We start from the raw sequence: 25,771 nt of genomic DNA, 5'->3' as shown, positions 1-25,771 counted from the left end.
AAACTCCCGCTCTCCACCGGGGCGGGTCAAAAAGGGGTGCAGAAAATGGCCACGAAGTGGAAATGGATCGCCGGAATCGGCGTCAGCGGAATTGCAATGGCCGCCGCCGGTCAGGCGACGGCCCAACAGGCCGAATCGGATACGCAGGCGGGGCTGGCGCTCGAGGAGATCGTCGTCACCGCCGACCGTCCGGACAGCTATAGCGCGGATTTCGTGCAGGCCGGCAGCTTCCGCGGCGCGCGCCAGATCGACACGCCGCTCACCGTCAGCGTCATTCCCGAGCAGGTGCTGAAGTCGCAGCAGGCGCAGAACATTCTCGACGCGCTGCGCAACTCGCCGGGCGTCACCAGCTCGCAGACCAGCCCGACCGTCGTCGCCAACCTCTCCATACGCGGCATTCCCGTGGAGAACCGCGGCAACTACCGCCTCAACGGCTCGCTGCCGATCGTGAACCTCATCGACCTGCCGATCGAGAACAAGGTCCGCGTCGAGGCGCTGAAGGGCGCGTCCGCGCTCTACTACGGCTTCACGACGCCGTCGGGCATCATCAACCTGACGACGAAGCGGCCGACGCTCGATCCGCTGCTGAACGTGGCCGTGAACGCCAACGAATACGGGCAGGTGCAGGGCCACGTCGACGCCAGCGGAACTTTCGGCATCTTCGGCGTGCGCGGCAACTTCGTGTACGGCAATCTCGATCCCGGCATCGACAACGTAAGCGGCTATCGCAGCTTCCAGTCCGGCGCGTTCCAGCTCGATCCCGCCGACAACATCCGCATCAATCTCGATGTGGAGCACATCCGGAAGGTGATGACCGAACCCACGGTGGTGCAGGGTCCGACCGCTGCCGCCAGCCTGCTGACCGTGCTGCCGCAACTGCCGCGCGCGTCCAACAACCCGGGCACCAGGGGCTTCCGGAACTACGCCGACGCGACGAACGTGCTCGGCCGGATTTCCTGGACGATCACGCCGGCGTGGAACCTGACCGCCGAGGGCGGCATCTCCTACGTGGATCGCGACCGCCGCTTCAGCACGCTCGCCAACTTCAATCCCGTGACGGGGAACGGCACCCTGACGATGAACGCGGCGGACGGCCAGCTCTACCGGAACAAGAACGGCCGTATCGAGCTCGCCGGCACGTTCGCCACGGGCCCTGTCATCCACGAACTGCTGATCGGCGCGTCCAAGAACATTCGCCGTCAGTATTCTCCGACGCCGGTCCCAAGGGTCGGTCCCGCCGCCGCTACCAACGCCAACTGCGTCTTGCTCGGCCTTCCCAGCACTTGCGTCCAGAACCTCTACGATCCTGTCGATCTCGCCGACATCCGTTTCGCTGGTACGACACCTTATGATCCCACGCGCGATGCGTCGATCAAGGACACCGGCTTCTATGCATTCGACCGGATGCGGTTCGCGGGGCCGAACGACGACATGTTCAGCATCCTTCTCGGTGTCCGCAAGTCCATCTACAAGGAAACGCAGAGAGACAATCCGGGCACGCCGGGCGTCATCGATCCGCGCGAGACGTACTCGGACAAGCCGGTCGCGCTTTCGGGTGGCCTCGTCTTCAAGCCGGTGGCATGGGCGAGCGCCTACGCGACCTACATCGAGGGTCTCGAATCGACTCCGGCTGCGCCGTTCAGCGCAGTCAATTCCGGAGAAATCCTTCCGGCCAGCAATTCCAAGCAGTATGAAGGCGGTATCAAGGTCGAACCCAAGAAAGGCCTTCTGTTCACGGCCGCCTATTTCGACATCACGCGCGAGCTGACCTACACCAATGCCGCGAACGTCTTCGTGAAGGACGGCGAAGCCACCTACCGGGGTTTCGAGTTCAGCCTCACCGGCGAGATCACGCCCGATCTTTCGATCTATGCGTCCGGGCTTTCCCTGCGTGCCAAGCAGGGAGAAACGGCCGTTGCCGCCCTGATCGGCAACCGGATCGAGAACACGGCGAAGACGCAGTGGTCGGTCTCCGGCGAATATCGCCTGACGCAGCTCGTCGAGGGCCTCGCGATCAGCGCGGGCGCCTATTACACCGGCGCGCGCGCGATCAATCCGCAGAACTCGCTGTTCGTTCCGAGCTATACGGTCTACGATCTCGGCGGCTCCTACAGCTTCGAGATCGGGGGCGTGGGGATGACCGCGCGCATCAACGCGCAGAACATCACCGGCAAGAAGTATTTCGCTTCGACGAGCAGCAACTTCATCGCCTTCGGCCCGCCTTCGATGGTGAAGTTCTCGCTGACCGCCAACCTGTTCTGATCGCGTATAGCGCGGTTACTTTCCGGCCGGTGTCTTCCTGCTGGCGACACCGGCCGGTGCATGTCGAGTGTAACGGATAGTGCCATGAACCTGCTCCTGCTCCCCGGCGACGGCATCGGCCCCGAAATCGCGGCTGCCACGCGCCGGGTTCTGGAGGTGTTGGTAGAGACATGCGGCACTGCGCTCACGATCGAGGAACGTGCCATCGGCTTTGCCAGCCTCGCTGCATCCGGCACCACATTGCCAGATGCGGTTCTGGAGCGGATACCGGAGATGGACGGCGTCATCCTCGGACCCGTCTCGCATTTCGACTATCCGCCGCGCGAGGCGGGCGGCATCAACCCTTCGGCGGCGCTTCGCACGCGCTTCGCGCTCTATGCCAACATCCGGCCGTGCCGCTCGCGGCCTGATCTGACGATCCTTCCGAAACCCATGGATCTCGTCATCGTGCGCGAGAACACCGAAGGCTTCTATTCCGACCGCAACATGCACGCGGGAAGCGGCGAGTTCATGCCCGACGAGGACATGGCGCTCTCCATCCGCAAGATCACCGCGAAAGGCGCTTCCCGGGTCGCACGCGCCGCATTCGCACTGGCGCGCGGGCGCCGGAAGAAGGTGACGGCCGTGCACAAGGCGAACGTGCTGAAGCTGTCGGACGGGCTGTTCCTGCGCGAGGTGCGGAAGGTCGCCGCCGAATTCCCCGACGTGGAGCTGGAGGAGATCATCGTCGATGCCGCCGCGGCGCTGCTGATCCGCAGCCCGGACCGGTTCGACGTGATCGTCACCACCAACATGTTCGGGGACATCCTTTCCGACGAGGCGTCCGAGCTCAGCGGCAGCCTCGGCCTCGGAGGTTCGATCAACGCGGGCGACGACATCTGCGTCGCGCAGGCGCAGCACGGCTCCGCCCCCGACATCGCGGGCAAGGGCGTCGCCAATCCGACGTCGCTGATCCTGTCGGCGGCGATGCTGCTGGACTGGTTCGGGCGCAGGCACGGACGGGGCGATTTCAGCACGGCTGCTGCCACGCTCGAAGCTGCGGTGGAGGATGTGCTGGGCAATCCCGCCACGCGCACGCGCGACATCGGCGGCGCGCTCGGCACGGCGGAATTCGGCGAGGCCGTCTGCAACGCCGTTCGCGCGCGAGGCAAGCCATGACGACACGCCCGCCCGCGCTCCTGCGGCCGGAAATGCTCGCCGTGAAGGATCGGGGCGGCGGTATCCGCACGCGCCCGATGGTGACGGCGAAGGTCGGCTCGCGGCAGATGCTGAACGGCGTCACCGTCATTGACCCCGGCGCGGCGGTGCCGCTCCATATCCACAATTGCGAGGAAAGCGTGCTCGTGCTCTCCGGCACCGGCCGCGTTCATATCGACGGCGACGAGCACGACGTGCGCCCGCGCGACATGACATGGATTCCGGCGGGCGTGCAGCATTTCTTCCGCAACGTGTCGGACAGCGCGCCGCTGGAGATCTTCTGGACCTACGCGTCGATCGACGCGACGCGGACGATCATCGCGACCGGCGTCACCACGCGCATCGACGAAGAGCACGGCGAACGGGCATGACGGCGGAAAGCCAGTTGCTCGGGCGGCGCATTTTCGGTGCGGATGCGGCGAGCTACGCCAGCGCGCGGCCGCACTATCCGGAATCGCTTTACGCCGCGCTTGCGGCCGAAGGCGCGCTCGTGCCGGGCGCGGATGTCTTCGAGATCGGGCCCGGCACGGGGCAGGCGAGCCGGCGGCTGCTTGCGGCGAATATCAATTCGCTCACCCTCGTCGAGCCCGATCCCGTGCTTGCGGCGGCGCTCGCGGAGCTGCGCGGCGGTGTCCGCATCGTGAATGCGCCGCTCGAGGAGGCGGGGCTTCCCGCAGCGGCCTTCGATCTCGGCGTTGCCGCCACGTCTTTCCACTGGGTGGATGCATCGCGCGGGCTCGGAATCGTGCACGCGCTGCTGCGCCCCGGCGGTGTCTGGGCGATGTGGTGGACGGTGCTCCATGATCCCGAACATGATCTGTTCAGCCGGGCGGTGTTGCCGCTCCTGAAAGACGCGGTGCCGCCGCCGTCGCTTCGGGGGCCGGGGCAGCGGCACTATTCGCTGTGGACGGACGATCGCCTCGCTGAACTCTGCGCAGCGGGATTCATGCACGCCGGGCATCAGATGCACGAAATGACGGTGCGGATGACCGCGGCGGAGATGCGCGCGCTTTACGCCACCTTCTCGATGATTCGCCGCATGGAGCCGCAAATGCGCGCGCGTGTGCTGGCCGGGATCGAAGCGGTCGGCGAACAGGGATTCGGCGGCATGATCGAGCGGTGCTTTCGGATTCCGCTGTTCATCGCGCGCAAGGCGCCAGGGGCCGCATGATGCCGTCGGCTGAGCAGCCGATGATGGTGGACCTGCCCCGCGCGCTCGGCGCACGGCTGCAGCGTATGCCGTGGGTGCACCGCATCCTCGCCGAAAACCTGCTGCGCCGCCGCACCGAGGATGCCGATGCCGATCACGCAGCGGCGCAGTGGCTGGAGCGCGGCGACAGGGCCGTGGAATTGCCCTTCGTGCCCGCGCGCCTGCTGATGCACGACACGACCTGCGGCCCGGCGCTCGTCGATCTCGCCGCGATGCGCTCGGTGGTCGCCACCGAGGGCGGGGACCCGCGCCGGATCGCGCCCGGCCTCCGCATCGACGTTTCCACCGATCACAGCATCGCCGTGGACAGCTACGGCACGCGCGGCGCGCTTGCCGCCAATCTCGCCGCCGAGATGGCGCGCAATGCCGAGCGCTTCGGGCTGATGAAATGGGCGGGGAATGCCTTCGCCTCGCTGCACGTGCATCCGCCGGGCACCGGCATCATGCACACGATCAACCTCGAACGGCTGGCGACGGTGGTCAGCCGCGGCACGTCGCAGGGGCGCGAATGGCTGTTCCCGGACACGCTGATCGGCACCGACAGCCATACGCCCATGATCAATGGTATCGGCGTGCTTGGCTGGGGCGTGGGCGGGCTTGAGGCGGAGAGCGTCATGCTCGGAATGCCGGTGACGCTGCGCGTGCCGGAGGTCGTCGGCGTGCGCCTGACCGGGCGGCTGCGTCCCGGCGTGACGGCGACGGACCTCGCGCTCACCGTCACCGAGATGCTGCGCGGCGTACGCCTCGAGGGGCGCTTCGTCGAGTTCTTCGGCCCCGGCGTCGCCGCGCTTTCCGCGGGCACGCGCGCGGTCGTCGCGAACATGGCGCCCGAGTTCGGCGGCGCGACCGGTTATTTCCCGCCGGACGCCGAAGTGAGCGCCTACCTGCGCGCGACGGGCCGTGCCGAAGAGGATGTGCGGCGGGCGGAGGATTATCTGCGCCGTCAGCGGCTGTGGTTCGATCCGGACGCGACGCCCGATTACGATCTCGTGCTGCATCTCGATCTCGATACGGTCGTGCCGAGCATCGCCGGGCCGCACCGTCCGCAGGACCGGATCGCGCGTGCCGCGGCGCCCGCAGCGGACGCGGGCAAGCGCCCCGTCGCGATCGCCGCGATCACCAGTTGCACGAACACCTCGGACCCGCGTCTGCTCGTCATGGCAGGTCTTGTGGCGCGCGCGGCGGTCGCGCGCGGGCTCACCGTGCCGTCCTGGGTGAAGACCAGCCTCGCACCCGGTTCGCCTGCGGCCGGCGCGATGCTGGAGCGGGCGGGCCTGCTCGAACCGCTCGAAGCGCTGGGCTTCGCGATCGTGGCCTACGGCTGCACCACCTGCATCGGCAACAGCGGGCCGCTGACGCCGGGCATGGATGGGATGATCGCCGAAGGCGCGCGGCCGGTCGCAGTGCTGTCGGGCAACCGCAACTTCCCCGGGCGCGTCCATCAGGCGATCAGCGATTCCTATCTCGCCGCCCCGCCGCTCGTCGTCGCCTATGCGCTCGCTGGCGCGTTCAACCTCCGGATCGAAACGGACCCGCTCGGCATCGCGCGAGACGGAACACCCGTCTTCCTCCGCGATGTCTGGCCGTCTGAGGGTGAGATCGACGCCGTGCTCGCCGCCGCTGCCGATCCCGGCGATTTCGATGCGGCCTATGCCGCCGCCGAAGCCAGCACCGCTTGGGCGGCGTTGCCCGCATCGTCCGAACCCGTCTATCCGTGGGACGCGGCCTCGACCTATCTGCGGCCGCCGCTGTTCGTGACGCTGGACACAGAGCCGCGCCTTGGCCGCTACACGGCGCATCCGCTGCTCGTGCTCGGCGACGACATCACGACCGATCATATCTCGCCCGCCGGCGCGATTCCGCCTGTGGGCGAGGCGGGGCGCTGGCTCATCGAACGTGGAGAGCGGGCGGACGATCTCAACGTCTTTTCCGCACGGCGCGGCAACTGGGAGGTGATGCTGCGCGGGCTGTTCACGAACCCGTCGGTGCGCAATCTGCTGGCTCCCGGCATCCCGCCCGGATCGACGATCCATGCACCGGGCGGCGAAGTGCTGCCGCTGTGGCGCGCGGCGGCGCGCTATGCGGCGGAAGGGCAGGCCGTGGTCGTCGTCGGGGGCGAGCGCTACGGCATGGGGTCGTCGCGCGACTGGGCGGCGAAGGGCCAGTACCTGCTCGGCGTGCGCGCCGTGCTCGCGGCGGGTTTCGAGCGCATTCACCGCTCCAATCTCTGCAACATGGGCATCCTGCCGCTGGAGCTGCCCGCCGACGCGCATCCCGCGGCGCTTGCGCTCGGCGCCGGCGACCGCATCGAGATCGACATGCCCGCCGACGTGCTTGCGCCCTCCGCGCCGTGCGCGGTGCGCGTGCATTATGCCGACGGACGCATCCGCGCCTTCACCGCGCGCGCGGCGGTGGAGACGCGCGCCGAGGTCCGCGTGCTGAAAGCCGGCGGCCTGCTGCCGCTGATGCTCCGCGCGTCACTGACAGCTTCATGAAAGACAAAGGCGCGTAGGATGATGCAAACACTGGGACTGCCCGCACGTCGGCGGGCACTGAGGGGAACCGCCGGCTGATGCTCTCCATTCTCGCCTTCGGCATGGTCGCCACGTTCATGACGCTGATCATGACGAAGCGCATGTCGGCGATGATCGCGCTCATCGTCGTGCCGACCGCGTTCGCGCTGATCGCGGGGTTCTCGGCGGGCCTCGGCGAGATGATGCTCGCAGGGATCAAGGAGATCGCGCCGACGGGCGTGATGCTGCTGTTCGCGATCCTCTATTTCGGCATCATGATCGATGCGGGCCTCTTCGATCCGCTGACGCGCAAGGTCGTGGAGCTGGCGCACGGCGATCCGCTCAGGATCACGATGGGCTCCGCGATCCTCGGCCTCGTCGTCGCGCTCGACGGCGACGGCACCACCACCTACATGATCACGCTCTCGGCGCTGCTGCCGCTCTACAGGCACATGAAGATGGATGTGCGGGTGCTCACCTGCATCCTCATCATGGCGGTCGCGGCGATGAACCTCGTGCCGTGGGGCGGGCCGACATCGCGCGCGGCGATCGCGCTCGGCGTCGATCCGCGCGCGCTGTTCCTGTCGCTGATCCCGCCGGTGCTCACCACGGCCGGCTGGGTGCTGTTCTCCGCGTGGATGCTCGGCCGCGCCGAGCGCAAGCGCCTCGGCATCACCGAGCGCGTCGTGATGCCGCTGCCCGGCCAGCTCGACCTGTCGACGCCCGACAGCGACGGCACGCCGTCCACGCGTCGTCCGCGCCTCTACTGGTTCAACGCCGCACTTACCGCCGCGCTCATGGGCATCCTGCTGTTCGGCGACGTGCCGCTGCAGGTGCTGTTCATGGTCGCGTTCGCGCTTGCGGCGATGGTCAACTATCCGCAGGTGGAGATGCAGCGCGAGCGTGTCGCCGCGCACGCCTCGAACGCGCTCGCGACGGCGGGCCTCGTCTTCGCCGCCGGGATCTTCACGGGCGTGCTGTCGGGCACCAAGATGGTCGACGCGATGGCGAACACGGTGACGGGTTTCATTCCCGACGCGCTCGGCCCCTACATGGCGCCGATCACCGCGCTCGTCAGCATTCCGTTCACGGTGCTGATCTCGAACGACGCCTTCTATTTCGGGATGTTGCCCGTGCTCGCGCATTCCGCCGAATATTACGGCATCTCCGCGATGGAGGTCGCGCGCGCCTCGCTCGTCGGCCAGCAGATCCACCTGCTGAGCCCGCTCGTCGCCTCGACCTACCTGCTGGTCGCGACCGCGGGCGTCGAGCTCGGCGACCACCAGCGCTTCACGATGAAATGGGCGCTCGGCGCGTGCGCGGTGTTCATGCTCACCTGCCTCGTGCTCGGCCTGTTCCCCTGGTACGCCTGAAGGCTTATTGTGCCTCCAGCGCCGCCTGCCAGTTGGCGAGGAAGCGCTGGCGCCGGATACGGTCGAGGTTCGCGAGCAGCGCGGGGCCGAGCTTCACCGGGCGGGCGGCGGCGGCGGGCGGCTTACTGCCGGCGAGCGGCACCACGTCCTCGCGCGATGGCGCCATGTAGGCGCGCGCCAGATGGCGCTGGCCTTCGGCGGACAGCAGGAAGTCGAGCAGCAGCTTTGCCGCATTGGGCTGCCGCGCCTCGCGCGCGATGAGCGCAATGCGCGAGACGACGAGCGTATAGTCGCCCGGCATGACGACGCCGATGTCAGGATTGCGCGTGGCAAGCTCCAGCGCATAGGAGCCGAGCGCGTTGTACGCGAACAGGCTGCGCCCGCTTTCGATGTCGGCGAGCAGCGGCCCGCTCGACGTGTGCAGCCGCACGCGTGCGGCGCCGAGCGCGCCGACAAGCGACATGATGTCCCGGCTCGCGTGATAATCCTGCGTCAGTTGCAGATAGCCGAAGCCGGACAGGCGCGGATCGTAGGTGGAGACCCGGCCCCGGTAGAAGGCGGCGCGCGAGCGCAGCAAACGTTCGAACGCCGCGTGCGTGCGCGGCACGTCCTGCGGCGGCACGAGACGCTTGTTGTAGGCGATCACCACGGGTTCGGCGGTGACGCCCCACGCCTCGTTCTTCCAGATCGCCCAGTCCGGCAGATAGGGTTTCTCGGGCGAGGCATAGGCTTGCGCGTAACCGTCGTTCACGAGCTTGATCTGAAGGTCCATCGCGGAACTCCAGATGAGATCGCCGGTAGGCTTGCGTGCCCGCGATTCCGCGATGACGCGGTTGTAAAGCGTCGGCGATTCCAGCTCGCGGTAATCGACGCGCAAAAACGGATAGCGTTTCCGGAACGCGTTCAGCGCGGCCGTGACCTCGTGCCGGTCGGTCGTCGAATAGACGACGACTGCGCCTTCGCGCCGCGCCGCCGCGATCGTGTCCGCATAGGAGCGGGGATAGCCTCTCGGCTGGCCCGCTGCTATGAGCGCAAACGCGGCGGGCAGCAGCAACAGCGCGCGCCGGCGCGGCCACGGGAACGGCCGGGGAACGAAGCACAGGATTTTGCGAAGCGGCCCGATCACGCGCATAGTGCGCGCAGTGTGCGGGCCGATCGCCATTCTGTCAAAGAGGGAAGCATGGCGAGAATCTTGCTGGTGGAGGACGACGAGGCGCTCGCGCGGGGGCTGACGGCCGCCCTGCGCGGCGAGGGCTATTCGGTCGATCCCGCGCCGGACGGCGAGACCGCGCTCGAAATGGCGCGCGACGAACCCTACGCCGTCATCACGCTCGACGTGAACCTTCCCGACATGAGCGGCTTCGACGTTCTGAAATCGCTGCGCTCGCGCGGGTGCCGGGCGCCCGTCCTGATGCTGACGGCGCGCGATGCGCTGGAAGACCGGGTGAAGGGTCTCGATCTCGGCGCCGACGACTATCTGCTGAAGCCGTTCGAGCCTGCCGAGCTTGCCGCACGGCTGCGCGCGCTGTTGCGCCGTCCCGCCGCCGATCCCTCGCCGGTCATCCGTGTCGGCAATCTGGAGATCGACCGGTCGCGCTGCGTGATCTGGGTCTCGGGCGAGCAGATCGACCTGCGCCGCCGCGAATGGGTGCTGCTGGAGCGGCTGGTCGTCCGCGTCGGCAAGGTCGTGTCGAAGGACCGGCTCGCCGCCGAGGTGTTCGGGTTCGACGAGGTCGTCGCGCCGAACGCCATCGAGGTGTACATCGCGCGCCTGCGCCGCAAGCTCGGCCCGCGGGGGCCGGCGATCCGCACGATGCGCGGCCTCGGCTATGTGATGGAGAACACGCCTGCCGGTGAGACGTAACCTTCGCGTTTCGCTGACGGCGCGGCTGCTCGTCGCGCTGATCGTGCCGACGGCGACGCTCGCGCTGGTGCTCGGCGTGGGCGGCGCGCTCATCATAGACAGTATCGTCGAAAGCGTGAACGATCGCCTGCTCGATGCCTCGGCGCGCTCGATCGCGGACACGCTCGCGCTCGAGGACGGCGAGGTGACGCTCGACCTGCCGCCATCCGCGTTCGGGATGCTTGAAAACGACGAACGCGACAACGTCTACTACAGCGTGCGCGTCGGCGGGGAACTGCTTACCGGCTATCCCGATCTGCCGCAGGTCGCGGCCGATCCTGCGAAAACCGACGACACGGTCTTCGCCTACGCGGCGTACCGCGATGCGCCGATCCGCGTCGCGGCGATCGTGCGGCGGGTGCCGCGCGTCGAGGCGCCCGTCGTTGTGCAGGTCGCGGAGACGCTCGATGCGCGCAGCAGCCTCGGCTGGCGGATGCTCGCCGGGCTCCTCGTGCTCGAAACGCTGATCGTCGGCCTCCTCGTCCTGCTCGTGCCGGTCGCCGCGCGCTGGGGGCTGTTGCCGCTCGCCGAGGTGCGCCGCGGCATCGCCAGCCGTTCACCGACCGATTTCACGCCGCTGACCCTGCAGCAGGTCCCGGCCGAGCTGCGCAGCTTCGTGGATGCCTTCAACGGCCTTCTGCTTCGGCTCGAAAACGCCGTGGAGGGGCTGCGGCGCTTCACGGCGGATGCGTCGCACCAGATGCGCACGCCGCTGTCGATCCTGCGCGCGCACCTGCAGGTGCTGAAACGCGAAGGCACCGGGAGCGAGGCCGGGCGCGCCTCGCTTGCCGACATCGACGCCGCGACCGCCCGCCTGCAACGGCTGCTCACGCAGCTGCTTGCGCTCGCCCGCGCCGAGGGCAACCGCGAGAACGTCGCGCGCCTCGCCCGGAATGTCGATCTCGTCGCGCTTGCGCGTTCGGTTGCGGAAGACCATGTTCCGGCCGCGCTCGAAGCCGGGGTCGAGATCGAGTTCCACGCCGACGGCAGCGCGAACGTGCGCACGGTCGGAGAGTTCGCGCGCGAACTCATCTCGAACCTCGTCGACAATGCGATCCGCTACAACCGGCGCGGCGGTACCGTGTGGCTCTGGGTCGCCGCCGAGGAAAGCGGCGTTCGCGTCGTCGTGGAGGACGACGGGCCGGGCATCCCCGAGGTGATGCGGACGGATGTCTTCCAGCGCTTCCGGCGGCTGGACCGCGACCGCACCGAAGGCAGCGGCCTCGGGCTCGCGATCGTCAGCGAGCTTGCGAACGCGCTCGGCGGCAGCATTGCCGTCACCGAGCGTCCGGGCGGTGGCCTTCGCGTGGCGGTCGACTTCCCGCCGACTCTGGCGGCGGCGACCGCCTGATGCGACAGGACCGTGAAAGCTGCACCGGCTAGCCTGCGGCCCGCCGGTCGGACATGGAGGGAGAATGCGGCTGCTTCGTTTGCCCTGTGTTGCCGCGGTTGCCGCTTGCGCCCTGCTCGGGCAGCCGGCGGCTGCCGCGCCGAAGGCCGATCCGGCCCGCGCGGGCGAGGCTGATTTCCGTGCGCTGTACCGCGAACTCGTCGAGACGGACACGTCGCTGTCGAGCGGCAGCTGCACGCTCGCGGCGGAGCGCATGGCGGCGCGGCTCGTGGCGGCGGGCCATGCGAAGGACGATGTAGAGGTCATCGTGCCGCCCGATTTCCCGCGGCAGGGCAACCTCGTCGCGCGCATCGCGGGCACCGACCGCAAGCTGCCGCCGGTGCTGCTGCTCGCGCACATCGACGTCGTCGAGGCGAAGCGGTCGGACTGGAAGCGCGATCCGTTCAAGCTTGTCGAGGAAAACGGCTATTTCTATGCGCGCGGCGCGGTCGACGACAAGGCGATGGCGGCATCATTCGTCGACGCCTTCATTCGCTACCGGCAGGAGGGCTATCGGCCGAAACGCACGATCAAGCTGGCGCTGACCTGCGGCGAGGAAACCGATTCCGTGTTCAACGGCGTCCAGTACCTGCTGGCGACGGCGCCGGACACGCTCGCGGCGGCGTTCGCGGTGAACGAGGGCGGCTCGGGCAGCCTCGATGAAAACGGCAAGCCGGTCTCGTTCGGGGTGCAGATCGGCGAGAAGATCTATCAGGATTTCACCCTCACCGTCACGGCGCCCGGCGGCCACAGCGCGCGTCCGACCGACGACAACGCGATCGGCCGCCTCGCCGCGGCCGTCGCGCGGATCGACCGCTATCGCTTTCCAGTGAACATAACGGAGGCCACCAGGGGCTTCTTCCGCCGCACCTCGGCCCTCTACGAGAGGCAGGTCGCGCAGGACCTCGCCGCCGCCGGAAACGGTACTGCCAACGAGGCTGCCTTCGCCCGCATCGCCGCGGCGAACCCGCTCTGGAACGCGTTCCTGCGCACCACCTGCATCCCCACGCAGCTTGCGGGCGGCCATGCACCGAATGCGCAGCCGCAACATGCCGAGGCGAACGTCAATTGCCGGATCATGCCGGGGGAAAGCGTCGACGCGGTGCGCGCGCGCCTCGCGGAGATCGCGGCCGACCCGGGGGTCGAGATCGCGCTCGCCGCGGAGCCGGGCCCGCAGCCGCCCGCGCCGCCGCTCGATGCCCGCATCATGAAGTCCGTGGAGGCGATCGCGGCGGAGATGTGGCCCGGCGTGCCGGTGATCCCCAGCCTCAGCAGCGGCGCCACCGACGGGCGTTTCCTGAACGCGGCGGGCATCCCGACCTACGGCATCTCCGGCGTGTTCCGCGACCCTGACGGCAACGGTGTCCATGGCCTCGACGAGCGCATCCGCGTGACCTCTCTGCTCGATGCGCGCGCGTTCCTCTACCGCCTCGTCAAGGCCTGTTCGGCGCGGTGACATGAGGCTGGAAACACGCACGACGCTCCTCAAGCTCCACCGCTGGGTCGGGCTCGCCTTCGCGGCGCTGCTGCTCGTGCAAGGCCTGTCCGGCGCGCTCCTCGTCTTCCGCGAGGAGATCGAGGGCGTGATCCATCCGGCGCTCGCGGTCATGCCCGCGGAGACGCGCGTGCCCGTTCAGTCGATGGTCGACACGGTGCGCGAGGCTGCGCCGCAGGCGACGCTGCAACGGATCAAGTTCGCCGAAGACCCGGCGCGCGCCGCGATGTTCGTCATGCGGCTGGAGGACGATGCGCCGTGGATGGTCGCGGTCGATCCTTACAACGGCAGGGTCGTGCGCGCGGGCAGCTACGCCGCGTGGCCGGGCGAGTGGCTGTTCCGCCTGCACGACGCGCTGCTCGCGGGCAAGACGGGCGAAATCATCGTCAGCATCGAGGGCATTGCGCTCGTGTTCCTCGTGGGGTTCGGGGTCGTCATCTGGTGGCCGGGCCGGCGCAGGCTGAAGTCCGGCTTCCGCATCCTCACGGGGCAGGGCGCGGACCGTACCGTCCGCACCGCACACCGCGCCGTGGGCGCCGCGATCGGCATCGTGCTGGTGATGTCCGGAATGACCGGTGCGCTCCTTATCCACCGCGCCGCGTTGCAGCCGTATCTGCCCGTGGTGCCGCGTCCGAAGTTCGAGGTTGCGCTGTCCCCCGAAACCCCGCTGCGCCCGGTCGATACGCTGCTCGCCGATGCCCGCAGCCGGCACGGGCCGCTACCGCTGCGCGAGGTGCGCTTCTCGGGGGCAGCGGGGCAGGTCGTCGCGCTCTATTTCCAGGATGAATCGTCGCGCCGCCCGAACGCGACGCGGCAGTATTTCTACAACGCCTATGAAGGCGTCGAACTCGGCCGCTACGAGCCTGCGGCGCTACCGCCGATGAACACCGCCTACGACTGGCTGTTCACGATCCACACCGGCAAGGCGGGCGGGCTTTCCGGCCGTCTCGTCGTGCTCGCGGGCGGGCTTTCGCTGGTGTTCTTCGCAGGCAGCGGCGTCTGGCTGTGGCTCTCCGCGCGCCGGCAGCGCCGGGCGCGGCGCGCGAAGGCGGAAAACCGCCTTGCCCGTAATGCGGCCTGAGCGCCGGTTGCGCGGCGTCGCCATCGTCGTCGCAGCGGCCTTCGCCGCATCCGCGCACGCAGAGCCGACCAATCCTGCCCTCACCATGACGGTGCAGGATTTCGCCGCGAAGTGGGTGATGCAACAGGGCGACATCGCGGGCACCGGCTTTTATGCCGCCGCCAACGCCGCGCTCCGGGCCTCGCCCGGCGGCGGGCCGCGCATCGTCCTGATGGGCGATTCGATCACGTATCACTGGAAGCCGGAGCTGCTGCCATCGTTCGACGGCGCCACATGGATCAACCGCGGCATTCCGGGCCAGAACAGCAGCCAGATGCTGCTGCGCTTCGAGGACGATGTCGCGGCGCTGTCGCCCGCCGTCGTGGTGATCCTCGCGGGCACGAACGACCTCAGGGTCTACGCGGGAAGTCACGCCGATGCCGCGTCCGCCATCCTCGCGCGCCTGCGCAGCAACGTGACGGCGATGGCGGACATCGCGGCGGCGCGCGGCATCCGCGTGGTCATCGGTGCGGTGCCGCCTTTCGACGCCGAACGCGACGGCGGCCGCCGCGACCCGGAAACGCGCCGCGCAGCGAACGCATGGCTGCGGACGTTCGCGCAGGCGCGCGGCCATGCGTTCGCCGACTATGGCGGGCTTGCGGACGCGGAAGGCTGCCTGCGCCGCGATCTCACCGAAGATGGCCTGCATCCCAACGCTGGCGCCTATGCGCTAATGCGGCCGGTGCTTGCCGACGCCGTGAAGGTATCTGGCATCCGCTGACCGGACAAAAAAGCCCGCGGATCGAAACCGATCCGCGGGCATTTTGTTACCGACAGGAGGAAACTAGAAGTTGATGCGGGCTCCGACCGTGAAGTAGCGCCCGATCAGATCGTGATACGGCGAGCTGACCACAGCAACGGCCGGATCGCGATCGAAGACGTTCTGGACGTTTCCGTAAACCGTGAACTTCTTGCCCTCACCGTAGGGGATGTAGACGCGGGCGCCGAGGTCGAAATACCACCGGCTGGAGATGCTGACGCTATCGCCTTGGTTCCCGAGCACGTCCTTTGGCGCATAGCCGCCACCGTCGACATAGCGCGTGCGGATATCGAAACCGAAGCCTTCGCTTTCATAGGTCGTGTTGAATGTACCGCGCCACTTAGGGATGAGGTAACCGGCCTGCGAACCGAGGTATCCGGCGCCTTCGATGGTAAGGATGCCGTTGTCGACCGCCATGCTGTCGACATAGTTCGCTAGGCCGCGAATGTTCAACTGGCCGGGCAAGCCGATGCTGTCGAGGCTGGTCTGGTAAGATGCCTCGAAATCAATGCCCTTCGTGGTGAACTTGGCGACGTTGATATATGCAGCATTAATCTCGGTAATGGTGCCGCCAGCGTTGCGCACGATCTGTGCGCAGGCTCCGCTGTTTCCCTGCCTGTAGCAGCTGTTCACGATCTGCTGCGCAGTGAGGGTGGTTATCACGTCGTCGATCTTGATGTCATAGTAGTCCGCCGAGAAGCGGAAGCCGGGCATGAAGCTCGGCGACAGCACGACACCTGCCGTAAACGTATCGGCGATTTCCGGCGCCACATTGGGGTTGCCGCCCGTGTACAAGATGATGGAAGTCGTGGGTTCGGTACTCTGGCCGTAGTCCACGACGGTCGTGAAGAGCGTGGAACGCAGGCTGAACATCTCGGTGAGGTTGGCTGCACGAATGTCGCGTGAGCGCGTGGCGCGCAGTGCGATGCTATCGTTGATGTCCCACACTGCGCCGATCTTCCAAGACCAGATCGAGCCCTTCGTGCTGTAATCCGACACGCGCGCGGCGCCGTTGAACATCAGCTTCTTGGCGAAGGGAAGATCGGCGAGCAGCGGGATGGCGACCTCGGCGAAAGCCTCCTTCACATTGTTGCCGGTCTTCGGAATGTTCTGGCCGTTGATGGTGCCGAAGCGACCTGCAAGCGAGTTTTCGTCGTAGACGGTCTTGAAGGCTTGCTCGCGGTACTCGATTCCGGCCGCCACGGATACAGGCTGGTTCCAGAGTTCGAACGGTTCGCCGCTGATGCTGGCGCCCATGCTGTCGAGCCAGGTGGTCGTCTTGGCGTTCCAATCGGCGGTGACGTAGTCGATCGCGGCCTGATCGGCGTTGCCCGAGCCGAACAGGTTGAGCGGTCGGCAGGCCGTCGTCGGATCGGTGAGCGCGACACGGCAAACCGGCGTGCCGCCCGGCCCCGTAACAGCGTCGACAGCGTTCAGGAAGTTCTGACGCAAGGTGATGTCCTTGAGCTTCATGTCCTGCGTCTGTTCGCCGTGGCTGTAATAGGCGTTGTAGCGCCATTTACCGCCGCCGAAGCTGCCATCGACACCGATCGAGACTTGGTAGGTTTCGCGCGTGTAGTCGTAGTGCGCCATCGCAACGTCCGTGACGGCGCGGCCCATGTAGAAATCGGTTTCTCCAGCGGCGATTAACTGGTCACGAATGTCGGAGTTGAGGAATGCATTGTCTGTGCGGATATTCAGCTGGCTGATCCACAGGTCAGGGAAGAACGGACGTTCGTCCCATACACGGTTGTAGTTGCCCTCGACCCAAACGTTGAGATTGTCGGTGAGGTCGTAGCTCGCGCGGGCGAGCGCGTTCGCGCGCTGGATCGGTGCCGAGAGCGAGCGGTAGTTATCAATGTGATAGCCTTCGCCGCCGATCATGAGCGATGGTGCGCTGCCGTGCGTGATGCCATACTCGAACGGACGCAGTGTGCCATCCTTGTTGAAAACCATGCCGGTTAGAACACTGGGTGCTCTCGTGATGGGATCGACGGTGATGACACCGTCCTCGTGCCTGTTGGACTCCCGCAGACCGGCTGTCGGATAAAGCTTGCCGTCAGCGCCTGGGAAGAAGCCGGCTGAGCCAATGAGCGGCCGCGCGTTGCCCGGAGTGACGCCCTTGTCGTTCAGATAGTCGCCGCCGACGATGAAATGACCGCGCCCGTCGGCGAAGCTGAAGCCTGCCGAACCTTCGAGCAGATATTTCGCGCCGTCACCCCGCGAGGAGATGCCGGTTTGCGCGCCGAGCTCGAAACCCTCGCGCTTGTTATCGAGGATGATGTTGACGACACCGGCGACGGCATCCGAACCGTAGGCCGCCGAGGCGCCGCCGGTGACGACGTCGATGCTCTTCACGAGCGAGTATGGAATCGTCTGCAGGTCGTTCGAGCTGACGTGGCGGCGGCTGTTGACGAGCACGAGGGTGCGCGCCGATCCGAGCCCGCGCAGGTCGGCCGGGGATTGGCCGGACGAGGTGAGGGTGTTCGTCGAGGTCGCGCTCTGCGTCATGCGGAACTGCGGCAGGTCGGCGAGCGTCGCCTGGATGTCCGTGCGCCCGGCGACTTTCAGGTCCGCCGCGCTCACCACGGTGGTCGGCGTCGGCGCGTCGAAGCCCGCCGTGCTGATGCGCGAGCCGGTGATGATGATGACCTCCGAGTTTTCCGGCGCGGTCGTTTCCGCGGCTTCCTGCGCGAGGGCAGGACCGGAAACCGCGAGCGCGATGCCGAGCGCCAGCGCGCTTGCCGACGCCGTGCGGGCGGATGAACGGATACCAAGCATAGACGTCATGACAGTCCCCTTTTGACCTGCTTCTGGAAAAATGCCGCGCTCGTCACACCCGCGCGAACGTCTGTTTCACAAATTGAAAATTATCTGAGAATTTTCAAAAGTCCACATCAATATCCTGAATGGGATTATATTTTCTTTACGGGCATCTACTGAACGAGCCTGTAAAGAACGTGCGGCTGCGAGGAGAACGACATTTTCCGGTCGTTTTCCGGCCCATAGAACTCGAGCTTCTCGAAGGGGCCGCCCGCGCGCGCCGCCGTCACCTGCTCGTAGAGTTGCGGGCCGATCTGCTCCCAATAGGTCTTGTTGCCCCGAGTCTCGACGACAAGCCCATGCGGGCCGGAGGCGCTGACCTTGATGTCGAACTCGGGCTGCGGCGGCTCGCTGTACGTCCTGCGATTGGTGCGATAGGCGCCGACCGGCGGCGTGGACGTACTCGTCCAGCGCGGCGCGGGGGCTTCCGGGAAGATGTGCCCGATGATCGCGTTCTGCAGTTCGGTGCGTGCGCCGTAGCTGCCCTGACCGCCCGTCGTGGAGACGAAGAAGCCGAAGTCGGCCTCGGGGGCGAGGATCATGAACGAGTGGAAATCGGCGGTGTTGCCGCCGTGGCCCACGAGACGCGGGCCGGATTCGCGCACCACCATGTAGCCGTAGGCCATGCCTGGCAGGGACGGCGCATTCTTGTGCAGCGTCTCCCGCATCAGCCGCATGGTTTCGGGCTTCAGGACGCGTGCCTCGCCGAGTTTGCCGTCGCCGAGATGCGCGAGCATGAAGCGCGCCATGTCCGGCGCCGTAGCGGAGGCAGAACCCGCCGGCATGACGTTCGAATAGAGCTCGAAGGGCTTGGCGACGAAGTGGCCGTCCTTGAAATCGTAGCCGAGGGCCATGTTTTCGGCGCGCGCGCCGGTCAGCGGCTCGCGGAACGTGGCGCTCGCCATGCCGAGCGGACCGAAGATGTGACGGTCGACATAGTCCGGGAACACCTCGCCGGAGACGCGCTGCACGATGTAGCCCGCGATCGCCGAGCCGTAGTTGGAATAGGAGCTTTCCACGCCCGATTCGCGGACGCGGGTGGGGATATTGTCCTTCAGGAACGTACCGAGCGGAACGAAGCCCGCCGGGCTGTCCACCGTGATGCCGCCTCTGTCCTCGAGACCCGGTGCGTGGGTGAGCAGGTCGCGCACGAGGATCGGCTTCGACTGCGTGTTCGGAATCCTGAAATCGAGATATTTGTTGACGTCGTCGCCCAGCTTCACGCGGCCTTTCTCGACCTGCTGCATCAGCGCGGTCCAGGTGAACAGCTTGGATACGGAGCCGGGACGGAACAGCGTCTTCTCGCCGTCGACCGGGATCTGCCGGTCGACGTCGGCATAGCCGTAGCCCCTGGTGAAGATCACCTCTCCGCCCGACACTACGGTGACGACCGCGCCCGCGACCTCGCGCGTGGCGATCTGCTGCGCCATAACGCCGTCGATGAATGCGGGAAGCTCGGCAAGGCGGGCCGGGTCGATGCGGGTAACGGGGCGCGTGACGGGCGCGGAAGCTCCGGAGGGTGCCGCCGCAGCCGGCATGGCCGCCATGAGCGCAGCGGCGAGCGCCGCACTTCCGAGAACACGCCGCATTGCTCCGGACCGATTGCGTTCGCGCATCACCCCCGACTCTCCCTTTTCCTGCTTATGTTCCGAGACTTTGGCATATCAGGACTATATTTTCAAATTGGGATTATCAGGCTCAAACATGCTTTTTGAGAATCCAAATATAATCTAATACTATCAATTATTTAATTCTTAAAATATCTCGTGTTGCAATTGGATAAAATTGCCACCATTTTCCCGTATGGAGAATTTCCGTGCCGACCGCACGGCTTTCGGATTTCCAAAGAGGGAGGGAAGTGATGAAACGGAACGCCATGCGCCGGCTCTGTTTGCCGCTGGCATTTGCGGCCGCCCTGAGCGTGGGGCAGTCGGCTGCGGCGGCGCCCGCGGCAACGAAGGTTGTGGATCAGGAAGTGTCGCGGCTTGCTGCGGGCGCGGGGGGCGTCGTCGGCATCGCGGCCTGGCGGCTGGACGGCAAGGGCCCCCGCGTCCTCTTGAACGCGGACGCTGCATTCCCGATGGCGAGCACGTACAAGGTCCCGCTTGCGGGCAAGATCCTCGACATGGTCGACAAGGGTGAGCTGCGACTCGACGGGATGCTCGACGTGCCGCAGGAGATGATGTCGCCGTCCGAGGTGATCGCGGACCGCTTCATCCATCCCGGCGTCAGCCTTTCCGTTCACAACCTGCTCGAGGTGATGCTGACGCAGAGCGACAACACGGCGACCGACGTGCTGATGAAGGCGGCGGGCGGACCGGAGGCGGTGACGGCGTGGGCGCGCGCGCAGGGCGTGAACGCCATGCGGATCGACCGGGATACGAACCGTCTGCTTCGTGATTTCTACCGTCTCGGCGAAGGGCCGCTGACGGAGGCGTTCGAAACGGCGGCGAAGGCCGATCCTTCGTTGCTGGGCAAGGGGTCGAGGCCTGACGCCGCGTTCGATGCCGACCCGAGGGATACGGCGAGCCCGGCGGCGATGGCGACGCTCCTCACCCGCATGTTCGCGGGCAAGGCGCTTTCGCCTGAAAGCACGAAGGTGTTCACCGCCATCATGGAGCGCTGCCGCACCGGCACCGCGCGCCTGCCGGGGCAGATGCCGCCCGGCACGACCGTCGCCCACAAGACCGGCACGATCGGCGGAACGGTGAACGACGTCGGCATGGTGAGCCTGCCCGACGGCAGCGGCGTCGTGATCGCCGCCTATGTGAAGGCGAGCGCGTCGCCGGTCGCCGACCGCGAGCGCGCCATCGCCGAGATCGCGCGGACGGTGCGCGACTATTTCCTGTTCGCGAATTGAGGGAGGGGTGAATGAAAGTTGCATTGTCTCTGGCGACCGCGCTTGCCGCGCTGGCGGCGCCGGCCCTCGCCGAAACCTATGATGTCGTGATCGTCGGCGGGCGGGTGATGGACCCCGCGAGCGGGCGCGACGAGGTCGCCAACATCGGGATCAGCGGAAACCGCATCGCCGAAATATCCGCCGCACCCCTGAAGGGGAAGCGCAGGATCGACGCGCGCGGGCTCGTGGTGGCGCCGGGCTTCGTCGATCTCCATGCCCACGGCCAGCACGACAAGGGCCAGCAATTCCAGGTGCTGGACGGCGTGACGACCGCGATCGACGCGGAAGGCGGCGCCATGCCGGTGCAGGCGTTCGTCGGCGCGCTTCGCGGGCGGGCGCTCATCAATTTCGGTGCCACCGCCTCGCACCAGTGCGCGCGCATGGAGGTGATCGCCGGGGCGCCGTGCAAGGGCCACGGCGCGGCGAACGGCGAAACCATCGCGGACCGCAAGGCCTACACGGCCCCGGCGACGCCGGAGCAGCAGAAGGCGATCGTCGCCGCGCTCGACCGCGAGGTCGCCTCGGGCGCACTCGGCTACGGGCTCGGCATCGAATACACGCCGGGCGCGGGCCGCAGCGAGATCTACGACATCTTCAAGGCGGCTGCGGAAAAGCGCGCGCCGGTCTTCGTCCACGTGCGCAGCCGTCCGCTCGACCCGGCGCCAGGCGTGCCGATCGCAGTGGCGCAGGAGGTGATCGCGAACGCCACCGTCACCGGCGCGCCGCTCCAGATCGTGCACCTGCATTCCACCGGCCTCAAGGATACGCCGATCCTCATCGACATGGTGAAACGTGCGCAGGCGCGGGGTCTCGACATCACGTCGGAAGCCTATCCCTATACCGCCGGAAGCACGTCGATCGGATCAGAATTCTTCCGCGACGGCTGGCAGGAGCGCTCCGGGATCAGCTACGGTGATCTCCAGTGGCCCGCGACCGGCGAGCGGCTGACGCAGGAGACGTTCGAGCGCTACCGGCGCGAGCAGCCGACTTCTGCCGTCGTCGTGCACATGATCCCCGAAGACGTCGTCGACCAGATCATCGCCGAACCGGCGATCTCGATCGCGTCGGACGGTATGCCGTGGCGTACCTCCGGCGAGCATCCGCGCGGCGCGGGCACGTTCGCGCGCGTGCTCGGCCGCTACGTCCGCGAACGCGGCGCGCTCGACCTGATGGCGGCGCTGCGCAAGATGACGATCATGCCGGCGCAGCGGCTGGAGGGGATTTCGCCGCAGATGGCAAGGAAGGGCCGCGTCTCGGTAGGCGCCGATGCGGACCTCACGCTGTTCGATCCGGCAAGCGTCGCCGATGTCGCCACCTTCGAAAAGCCGATGCAGGCGTCGCGCGGCGTCCGCTACGTCCTCGTCAACGGCAAGCCCGTGGTCGATGGCGGCAAGCTGGTCGCGAATGTGTTCCCCGGCGAGGCGATCCTTGGAACTGGCAACGCCCGCTGAACAAAAAACGGGGCCGCTGCGCACAGCGGCCCCAGTCGGACTGGTCCGTTCCGGCCGGGTTACCCCAGGCAGTTATCGACGAGGATTTGGAAGGTTTTTCCGCCGCGGATGGGGTCGGCGACGGGAAGGCCGAGGCGTTTGCTCTCCGCTGCCATCAGCGCCTCGGCTTCGGCCGCGTCCATGCCGCCCGTGTTGAACGCAAGGCCGCCGCAGCGGACCTGCGGGTTGGTCCGCCGCCCGAGCAGGAGGTTGAGTTCGATCGTCTCCTCGAGGCTCGGGATCGCATAGCCCGGCGCACCGAGGATCTCCGCCCGCCCCGGCTGGTGGCACACCACGATCACGTCCGGCTGGCTGCCGTGCAGAAGACCCAGCGACACCGCCGCATAGGCCGGGTGGAACAGCGAGCCCTGCCCCTCGATCACGTCCCAGTGGTCCGCCGCCGCATCCGGGCTCAGCACCTCGGCCGCGCCCGCCTCGAAATCCGACACCACCGCGTCCATCGGAATGCCCCCGCCCGCGATCATGATCCCGGTCTGGCCCGTCGCACGGAAATCGACGTCCAGACCCCGCTCGGCGAACGCCGCCGCCAGCGACAGCGCCGTGTACTTCTTGCCGAGCGCGCAGTCCGTCCCCACCGTCAGCAGACGCTTTCCCGTCCGCTTGCGCCCCGTCCCCACCGGAAGACCCGCAGGCGGCACGCGGACGTCGATCAGGCGGCGGCCGTGCTTCTGCGCCGCCGCGGCAAGCTCCGGAACCTCGCCGAGCCGCACGTGCATCCCGCTGACGATGTCGAGACCCGCCTCCAGTGCCTCGACCAGCGCAGGCACCCACGACGCCGCAATGCCGCCGCCGCCCGGCGCAACACCGATCACCAGCGAACGCGCACCCTTCGCATAGCCTTCCGAAGGCGTCAGCACAGGAAGACCCGCCGTCACCGTCCCCGCCGCAAGACGGTACTCACCAACGCACTTCTCGCCGGCCCAGTCCCGCAAACCAAACGCCGTCTTCGCGTAACCGCTCTCAACAACATCTCCCAAAAATAAAAGATAGGGCTGGGGCAGGGAGAGCGCCGTTCCCGGAGGCGGACTGAAAGGAAGGTTCATTGATAACTCCGCCGCACGCCGGGTACGGCCCATTGTTGGAAGATCATGGATGCCGGCATTCCTGCGCGGCGATTGTTCTGCCTGCGGGAGGCATTTTCTGTTCGGTTGTCGGGTGTGGCGCGTCTCCAGCCGGTCAATAGTTGAGGCCGTAGCCGAGCAGTCCGAACGCCGCCGCCGCCCAGAGCGCGATGCCCGCCGCGACGACGAGCACGATGCTCCACAGGCGGGCGGCCCAGCCGCGCGCATCCGTCCAGGCGCTCCATGCGTTCCAGAGCGCGAGCCCGAGCAGCCCGATGAAGCCGATCATTCCGGCGGTCTGCAGGAGGATGACCAGCCAATCGTATTTGCCGTTGATGGCGGCGAAGCCCTGCATCATCGCGCTGAACATGAAGAGCCAGCCGGCACAGACGAGCAGCGCAAGCACCGCGAAGCCGCGCACCAGATGATAGCGCAGCCGCGCCCCGCCGGTGAGCGTAAGCGGGGTGCCGTAGACGCGCCGTGCGATCGCACCGGCGGGCCATGACAGCGCGGTGAGCAGCAGCACGATCGCCGCGAGCGTCATCGCCGGGTTCAGCCACCCGGCGTTCGCGTGCCACGGCGTGGGCTCGAACACGATCGCCGCCGATCCGGCGTCTATGCTGAAGCGCTGCACCTTGCCGTCCACGACCTTCGCCGCCAGCCGCTGCTTGCCGCCGACCTCTCGCCACACGAAGGGCGCGATCTCCTTCCATTCGCGCGGTGCGCCGCCCGGCGTCTTGATGCTGGGGACCAGCAGCCCGCCGTCAGGTCCGACCGTCACCGCCATCTGCGAGGCGAGCGCCGCTGTCCGCATGAAGGTCGAATCGGAGCGGCGGCTGGCGATATAGTGCCCTGCCATCATCCGGGCGTGTGCGGCTGCGGTCTTCGGATCGACTGTGCCGTCATCGGGCGTGCCGGGGAAATAGCGGTCCATGAAGCCGTTGATGAGCGCGTTGTGGATCGCGCCCGGCGCGCCGTCCTTCCCGGCGCTGTTGAGCGAGATGAACACGCCGACGTTCTCGTCGATCAGCAGCCAGAGATTGCTGAAGAAACGCTGGGTTCCACCGTTGTGGGCGATGATGCGGTAGCCGTTCTGGTTCTGCTCGTAGAAGCCGAGCGCCATGCGGTTGAGTGGCGGGATCATGTCGAGGAAGGTGGTGTGCATCACCTTCGCGGTCTCGGGCGACAACAGGGGGCCGCCGTTTGCGAGATGCGCGATCATGAACTTCCCCATGTCCGCGCCGCTCGCCGAGAGGCTGCCCGCGGGTGCGGCTTCGATCACCTCGAAGGGCATCGCCTTGCCGGAGGCCGACCGGTAGCTCTTCGACATCAGCGGTTTCAGCGCAGTCGGAAGCGGCTGGCGGAACGTCGAATGGTTCATGCCGATCGGGGCGAAGATGCGCTGCTCGATATAATCGTCGAACGGCATTCCGGAAACGCGCTCGACGATGTAGCCGGCAAGCGCGGTCGCGTAGTTGGAATAGGCCGGCGTCGTGCCCGGTGCGAAGATGCGCTCGGGCGTCCAGCGCTTCAGCACGGCACCGAGCGGTGCGGGGGTCTCGATGTCGTCCGAGATGAGGCCGCGCAGTGCTTCCTCGAAGCCCGAGGTGTGCGTCATGATGTTGCGCAGCGTGACGGGCTTGCCTTCATAGGCCGGGATCTTGAAGTCGAGGTAGGTGTTGACGTCCGTGTCGAGGTCGAGCTTGCCCTCCTGCACGAGCTGCATCACCGCCGTCCACGTGAACAGCTTCGACACCGAGCCGGGACGGAACAGCGTCGTCTCCGGATCGACCGGCGTCCGCTTCTCCACGTCCGAATAGCCGTAGCCGCGCTGCGTCAGGACCTGACCGTCCTTGACGACCACGACCACCGCGCCCGCCACCGCGCCGCGCGCGAGCGCGTAGGGCATGAGCCCGTCGAGCCAGGCATCGACATCGGCTTTCGTGAGGACATGCGCGCCCGTCGCGGATGGAGGAACGGGTGCGGTCGCCGCGGGGGATGTCTGGCTCTCCGGAGCCGGTGCGGCCGCTGCGTGTGCGGCAAGCGTCATGAACGCAAGCGCGAGCTTCAGATGCTTCCAGATCATCACCACCTGCCCCCTCGAGTCGAAATGCGATTGCCACCGGCGCGCTGGTGGAAATTTCCCAATTGGGATAAAATCATCCTGAAAGGAAAATTGTCAATCCCCTCCCGATCGGCAGAAGGGTAGCGCGTGTATGGCGAATAGTATCCGAGGCAGGGCATCGGTGGGCCG

General features: G+C 67.1%; 18 protein-coding genes. 13 read left to right on the top strand and 5 right to left on the bottom strand.

The window, feature by feature from the left end; all coding sequences use genetic code 11:
- The first annotated feature begins 45 nt into the window (after positions 1-45).
- The 6 genes from PE061_RS04085 (at position 46) to PE061_RS04060 (ending at position 8,555) form a co-directional block, all read left to right on the top strand.
- A complete protein-coding gene (locus tag PE061_RS04085; RefSeq protein WP_271257890.1) occupies positions 46-2,262 on the top strand; it encodes a TonB-dependent siderophore receptor in 2,217 nt (738 codons plus the stop codon).
- A gap of 84 nt (positions 2,263-2,346) precedes the next feature.
- A complete protein-coding gene (locus PE061_RS04080; RefSeq protein ID WP_271257889.1) occupies positions 2,347-3,420 on the top strand; it encodes an isocitrate/isopropylmalate dehydrogenase family protein in 1,074 nt (357 codons plus the stop codon).
- Positions 3,417-3,830, top strand: coding sequence for a cupin domain-containing protein (locus tag PE061_RS04075; RefSeq protein ID WP_271257888.1), 414 nt, complete (start codon positions 3,417-3,419; stop codon positions 3,828-3,830). The genes PE061_RS04080 and PE061_RS04075 overlap by 4 nt, the downstream gene beginning before the upstream one ends.
- A complete protein-coding gene (locus tag PE061_RS04070; RefSeq protein ID WP_271257887.1) occupies positions 3,827-4,630 on the top strand; it encodes a class I SAM-dependent methyltransferase in 804 nt (267 codons plus the stop codon). The genes PE061_RS04075 and PE061_RS04070 overlap by 4 nt, the downstream gene beginning before the upstream one ends.
- On the top strand, positions 4,627-7,164 hold the full coding sequence (gene acnA / locus PE061_RS04065; protein ID WP_271257886.1) for an aconitate hydratase AcnA: 2,538 nt from the start codon (positions 4,627-4,629) through the stop codon (positions 7,162-7,164). Before PE061_RS04070 ends, acnA begins: the two co-directional genes overlap by 4 nt.
- Before the next feature lie 77 nt (positions 7,165-7,241).
- Positions 7,242-8,555, top strand: a complete 1,314-nt coding sequence (locus tag PE061_RS04060) for a CitMHS family transporter (protein WP_271257885.1) — start codon at positions 7,242-7,244, stop codon at positions 8,553-8,555.
- A 4-nt stretch (positions 8,556-8,559) separates the two neighbouring features.
- Here the strand turns inward: PE061_RS04060 and PE061_RS04055 are convergent, their stop codons facing one another.
- A complete protein-coding gene (locus PE061_RS04055) occupies positions 8,560-9,609 on the bottom strand; it encodes an ABC transporter substrate-binding protein (protein WP_271257884.1) in 1,050 nt (349 codons plus the stop codon).
- Positions 9,610-9,735: 126 nt separating this feature from the next.
- On the opposite strand from PE061_RS04055, the gene PE061_RS04050 reads away from it, so the two are divergent.
- The 5 genes from PE061_RS04050 to PE061_RS04030 all read left to right on the top strand — a co-directional run bounded on the left by PE061_RS04050 (position 9,736) and on the right by PE061_RS04030 (position 15,184).
- Positions 9,736-10,419 (top strand): response regulator transcription factor, encoded by a 684-nt coding sequence (locus tag PE061_RS04050; RefSeq protein WP_271257883.1) that lies wholly within the window; start codon positions 9,736-9,738, stop codon positions 10,417-10,419.
- Entirely contained in the window at positions 10,409-11,809 is a 1,401-nt protein-coding gene (locus PE061_RS04045; protein ID WP_271257882.1) for a sensor histidine kinase, read from the top strand. The genes PE061_RS04050 and PE061_RS04045 overlap by 11 nt, the downstream gene beginning before the upstream one ends.
- Before the next feature lie 64 nt (positions 11,810-11,873).
- Entirely contained in the window at positions 11,874-13,304 is a 1,431-nt protein-coding gene (locus PE061_RS04040) for a M20/M25/M40 family metallo-hydrolase (protein WP_271257881.1), read from the top strand.
- Between the two features lies 1 nt (position 13,305).
- Positions 13,306-14,424, top strand: a complete 1,119-nt coding sequence (locus tag PE061_RS04035) for a PepSY-associated TM helix domain-containing protein (protein ID WP_271257880.1) — start codon at positions 13,306-13,308, stop codon at positions 14,422-14,424.
- Entirely contained in the window at positions 14,414-15,184 is a 771-nt protein-coding gene (locus PE061_RS04030; protein WP_271259123.1) for a GDSL-type esterase/lipase family protein, read from the top strand. Before PE061_RS04035 ends, PE061_RS04030 begins: the two co-directional genes overlap by 11 nt.
- A 63-nt stretch (positions 15,185-15,247) precedes the next feature.
- On the opposite strand, the gene PE061_RS04025 is transcribed toward PE061_RS04030, so the two are convergent.
- The gene (locus tag PE061_RS04025) at positions 15,248-18,013 is read right to left on the bottom strand and encodes a TonB-dependent receptor plug domain-containing protein (protein ID WP_271257879.1); all 2,766 of its coding nucleotides are present in this window, start codon (positions 18,011-18,013) and stop codon (positions 15,248-15,250) included.
- Between the two features lie 146 nt (positions 18,014-18,159).
- Entirely contained in the window at positions 18,160-19,635 is a 1,476-nt protein-coding gene (locus PE061_RS04020) for a serine hydrolase domain-containing protein (protein WP_271257878.1), read from the bottom strand.
- Between the two features lie 272 nt (positions 19,636-19,907).
- On the opposite strand from PE061_RS04020, the gene bla reads away from it, so the two are divergent.
- On the top strand, positions 19,908-20,906 hold the full coding sequence (bla, locus tag PE061_RS04015) for a class A beta-lactamase (RefSeq protein WP_271257877.1): 999 nt from the start codon (positions 19,908-19,910) through the stop codon (positions 20,904-20,906).
- A gap of 11 nt (positions 20,907-20,917) precedes the next feature.
- Complete coding sequence (locus PE061_RS04010) at positions 20,918-22,396, top strand: amidohydrolase family protein (protein WP_271257876.1); 1,479 nt, start codon at positions 20,918-20,920, stop codon at positions 22,394-22,396.
- Positions 22,397-22,455: 59 nt separating this feature from the next.
- On the opposite strand, the gene PE061_RS04005 is transcribed toward PE061_RS04010, so the two are convergent.
- Together PE061_RS04005 and PE061_RS04000 are read right to left on the bottom strand one after the other, a co-directional pair.
- Positions 22,456-23,499: a DUF1611 domain-containing protein gene (locus tag PE061_RS04005; RefSeq protein ID WP_271257875.1), complete on the bottom strand. Its 1,044-nt coding sequence runs from the start codon at positions 23,497-23,499 to the stop codon at positions 22,456-22,458.
- Between the two features lie 133 nt (positions 23,500-23,632).
- Positions 23,633-25,603 (bottom strand): serine hydrolase domain-containing protein, encoded by a 1,971-nt coding sequence (locus tag PE061_RS04000; protein WP_271259122.1) that lies wholly within the window; start codon positions 25,601-25,603, stop codon positions 23,633-23,635.
- Positions 25,604-25,771 lie beyond the last annotated feature (168 nt).

Origin of the sequence: Sphingosinicella microcystinivorans (assembly GCF_027941835.1) — a bacterium.
GTDB lineage: Bacteria > Pseudomonadota > Alphaproteobacteria > Sphingomonadales > Sphingomonadaceae > Sphingosinicella.
The sequence above is the reverse complement of the archived record's forward strand: the minus strand, read 5'-3'. Positions and strand labels throughout refer to the sequence as shown.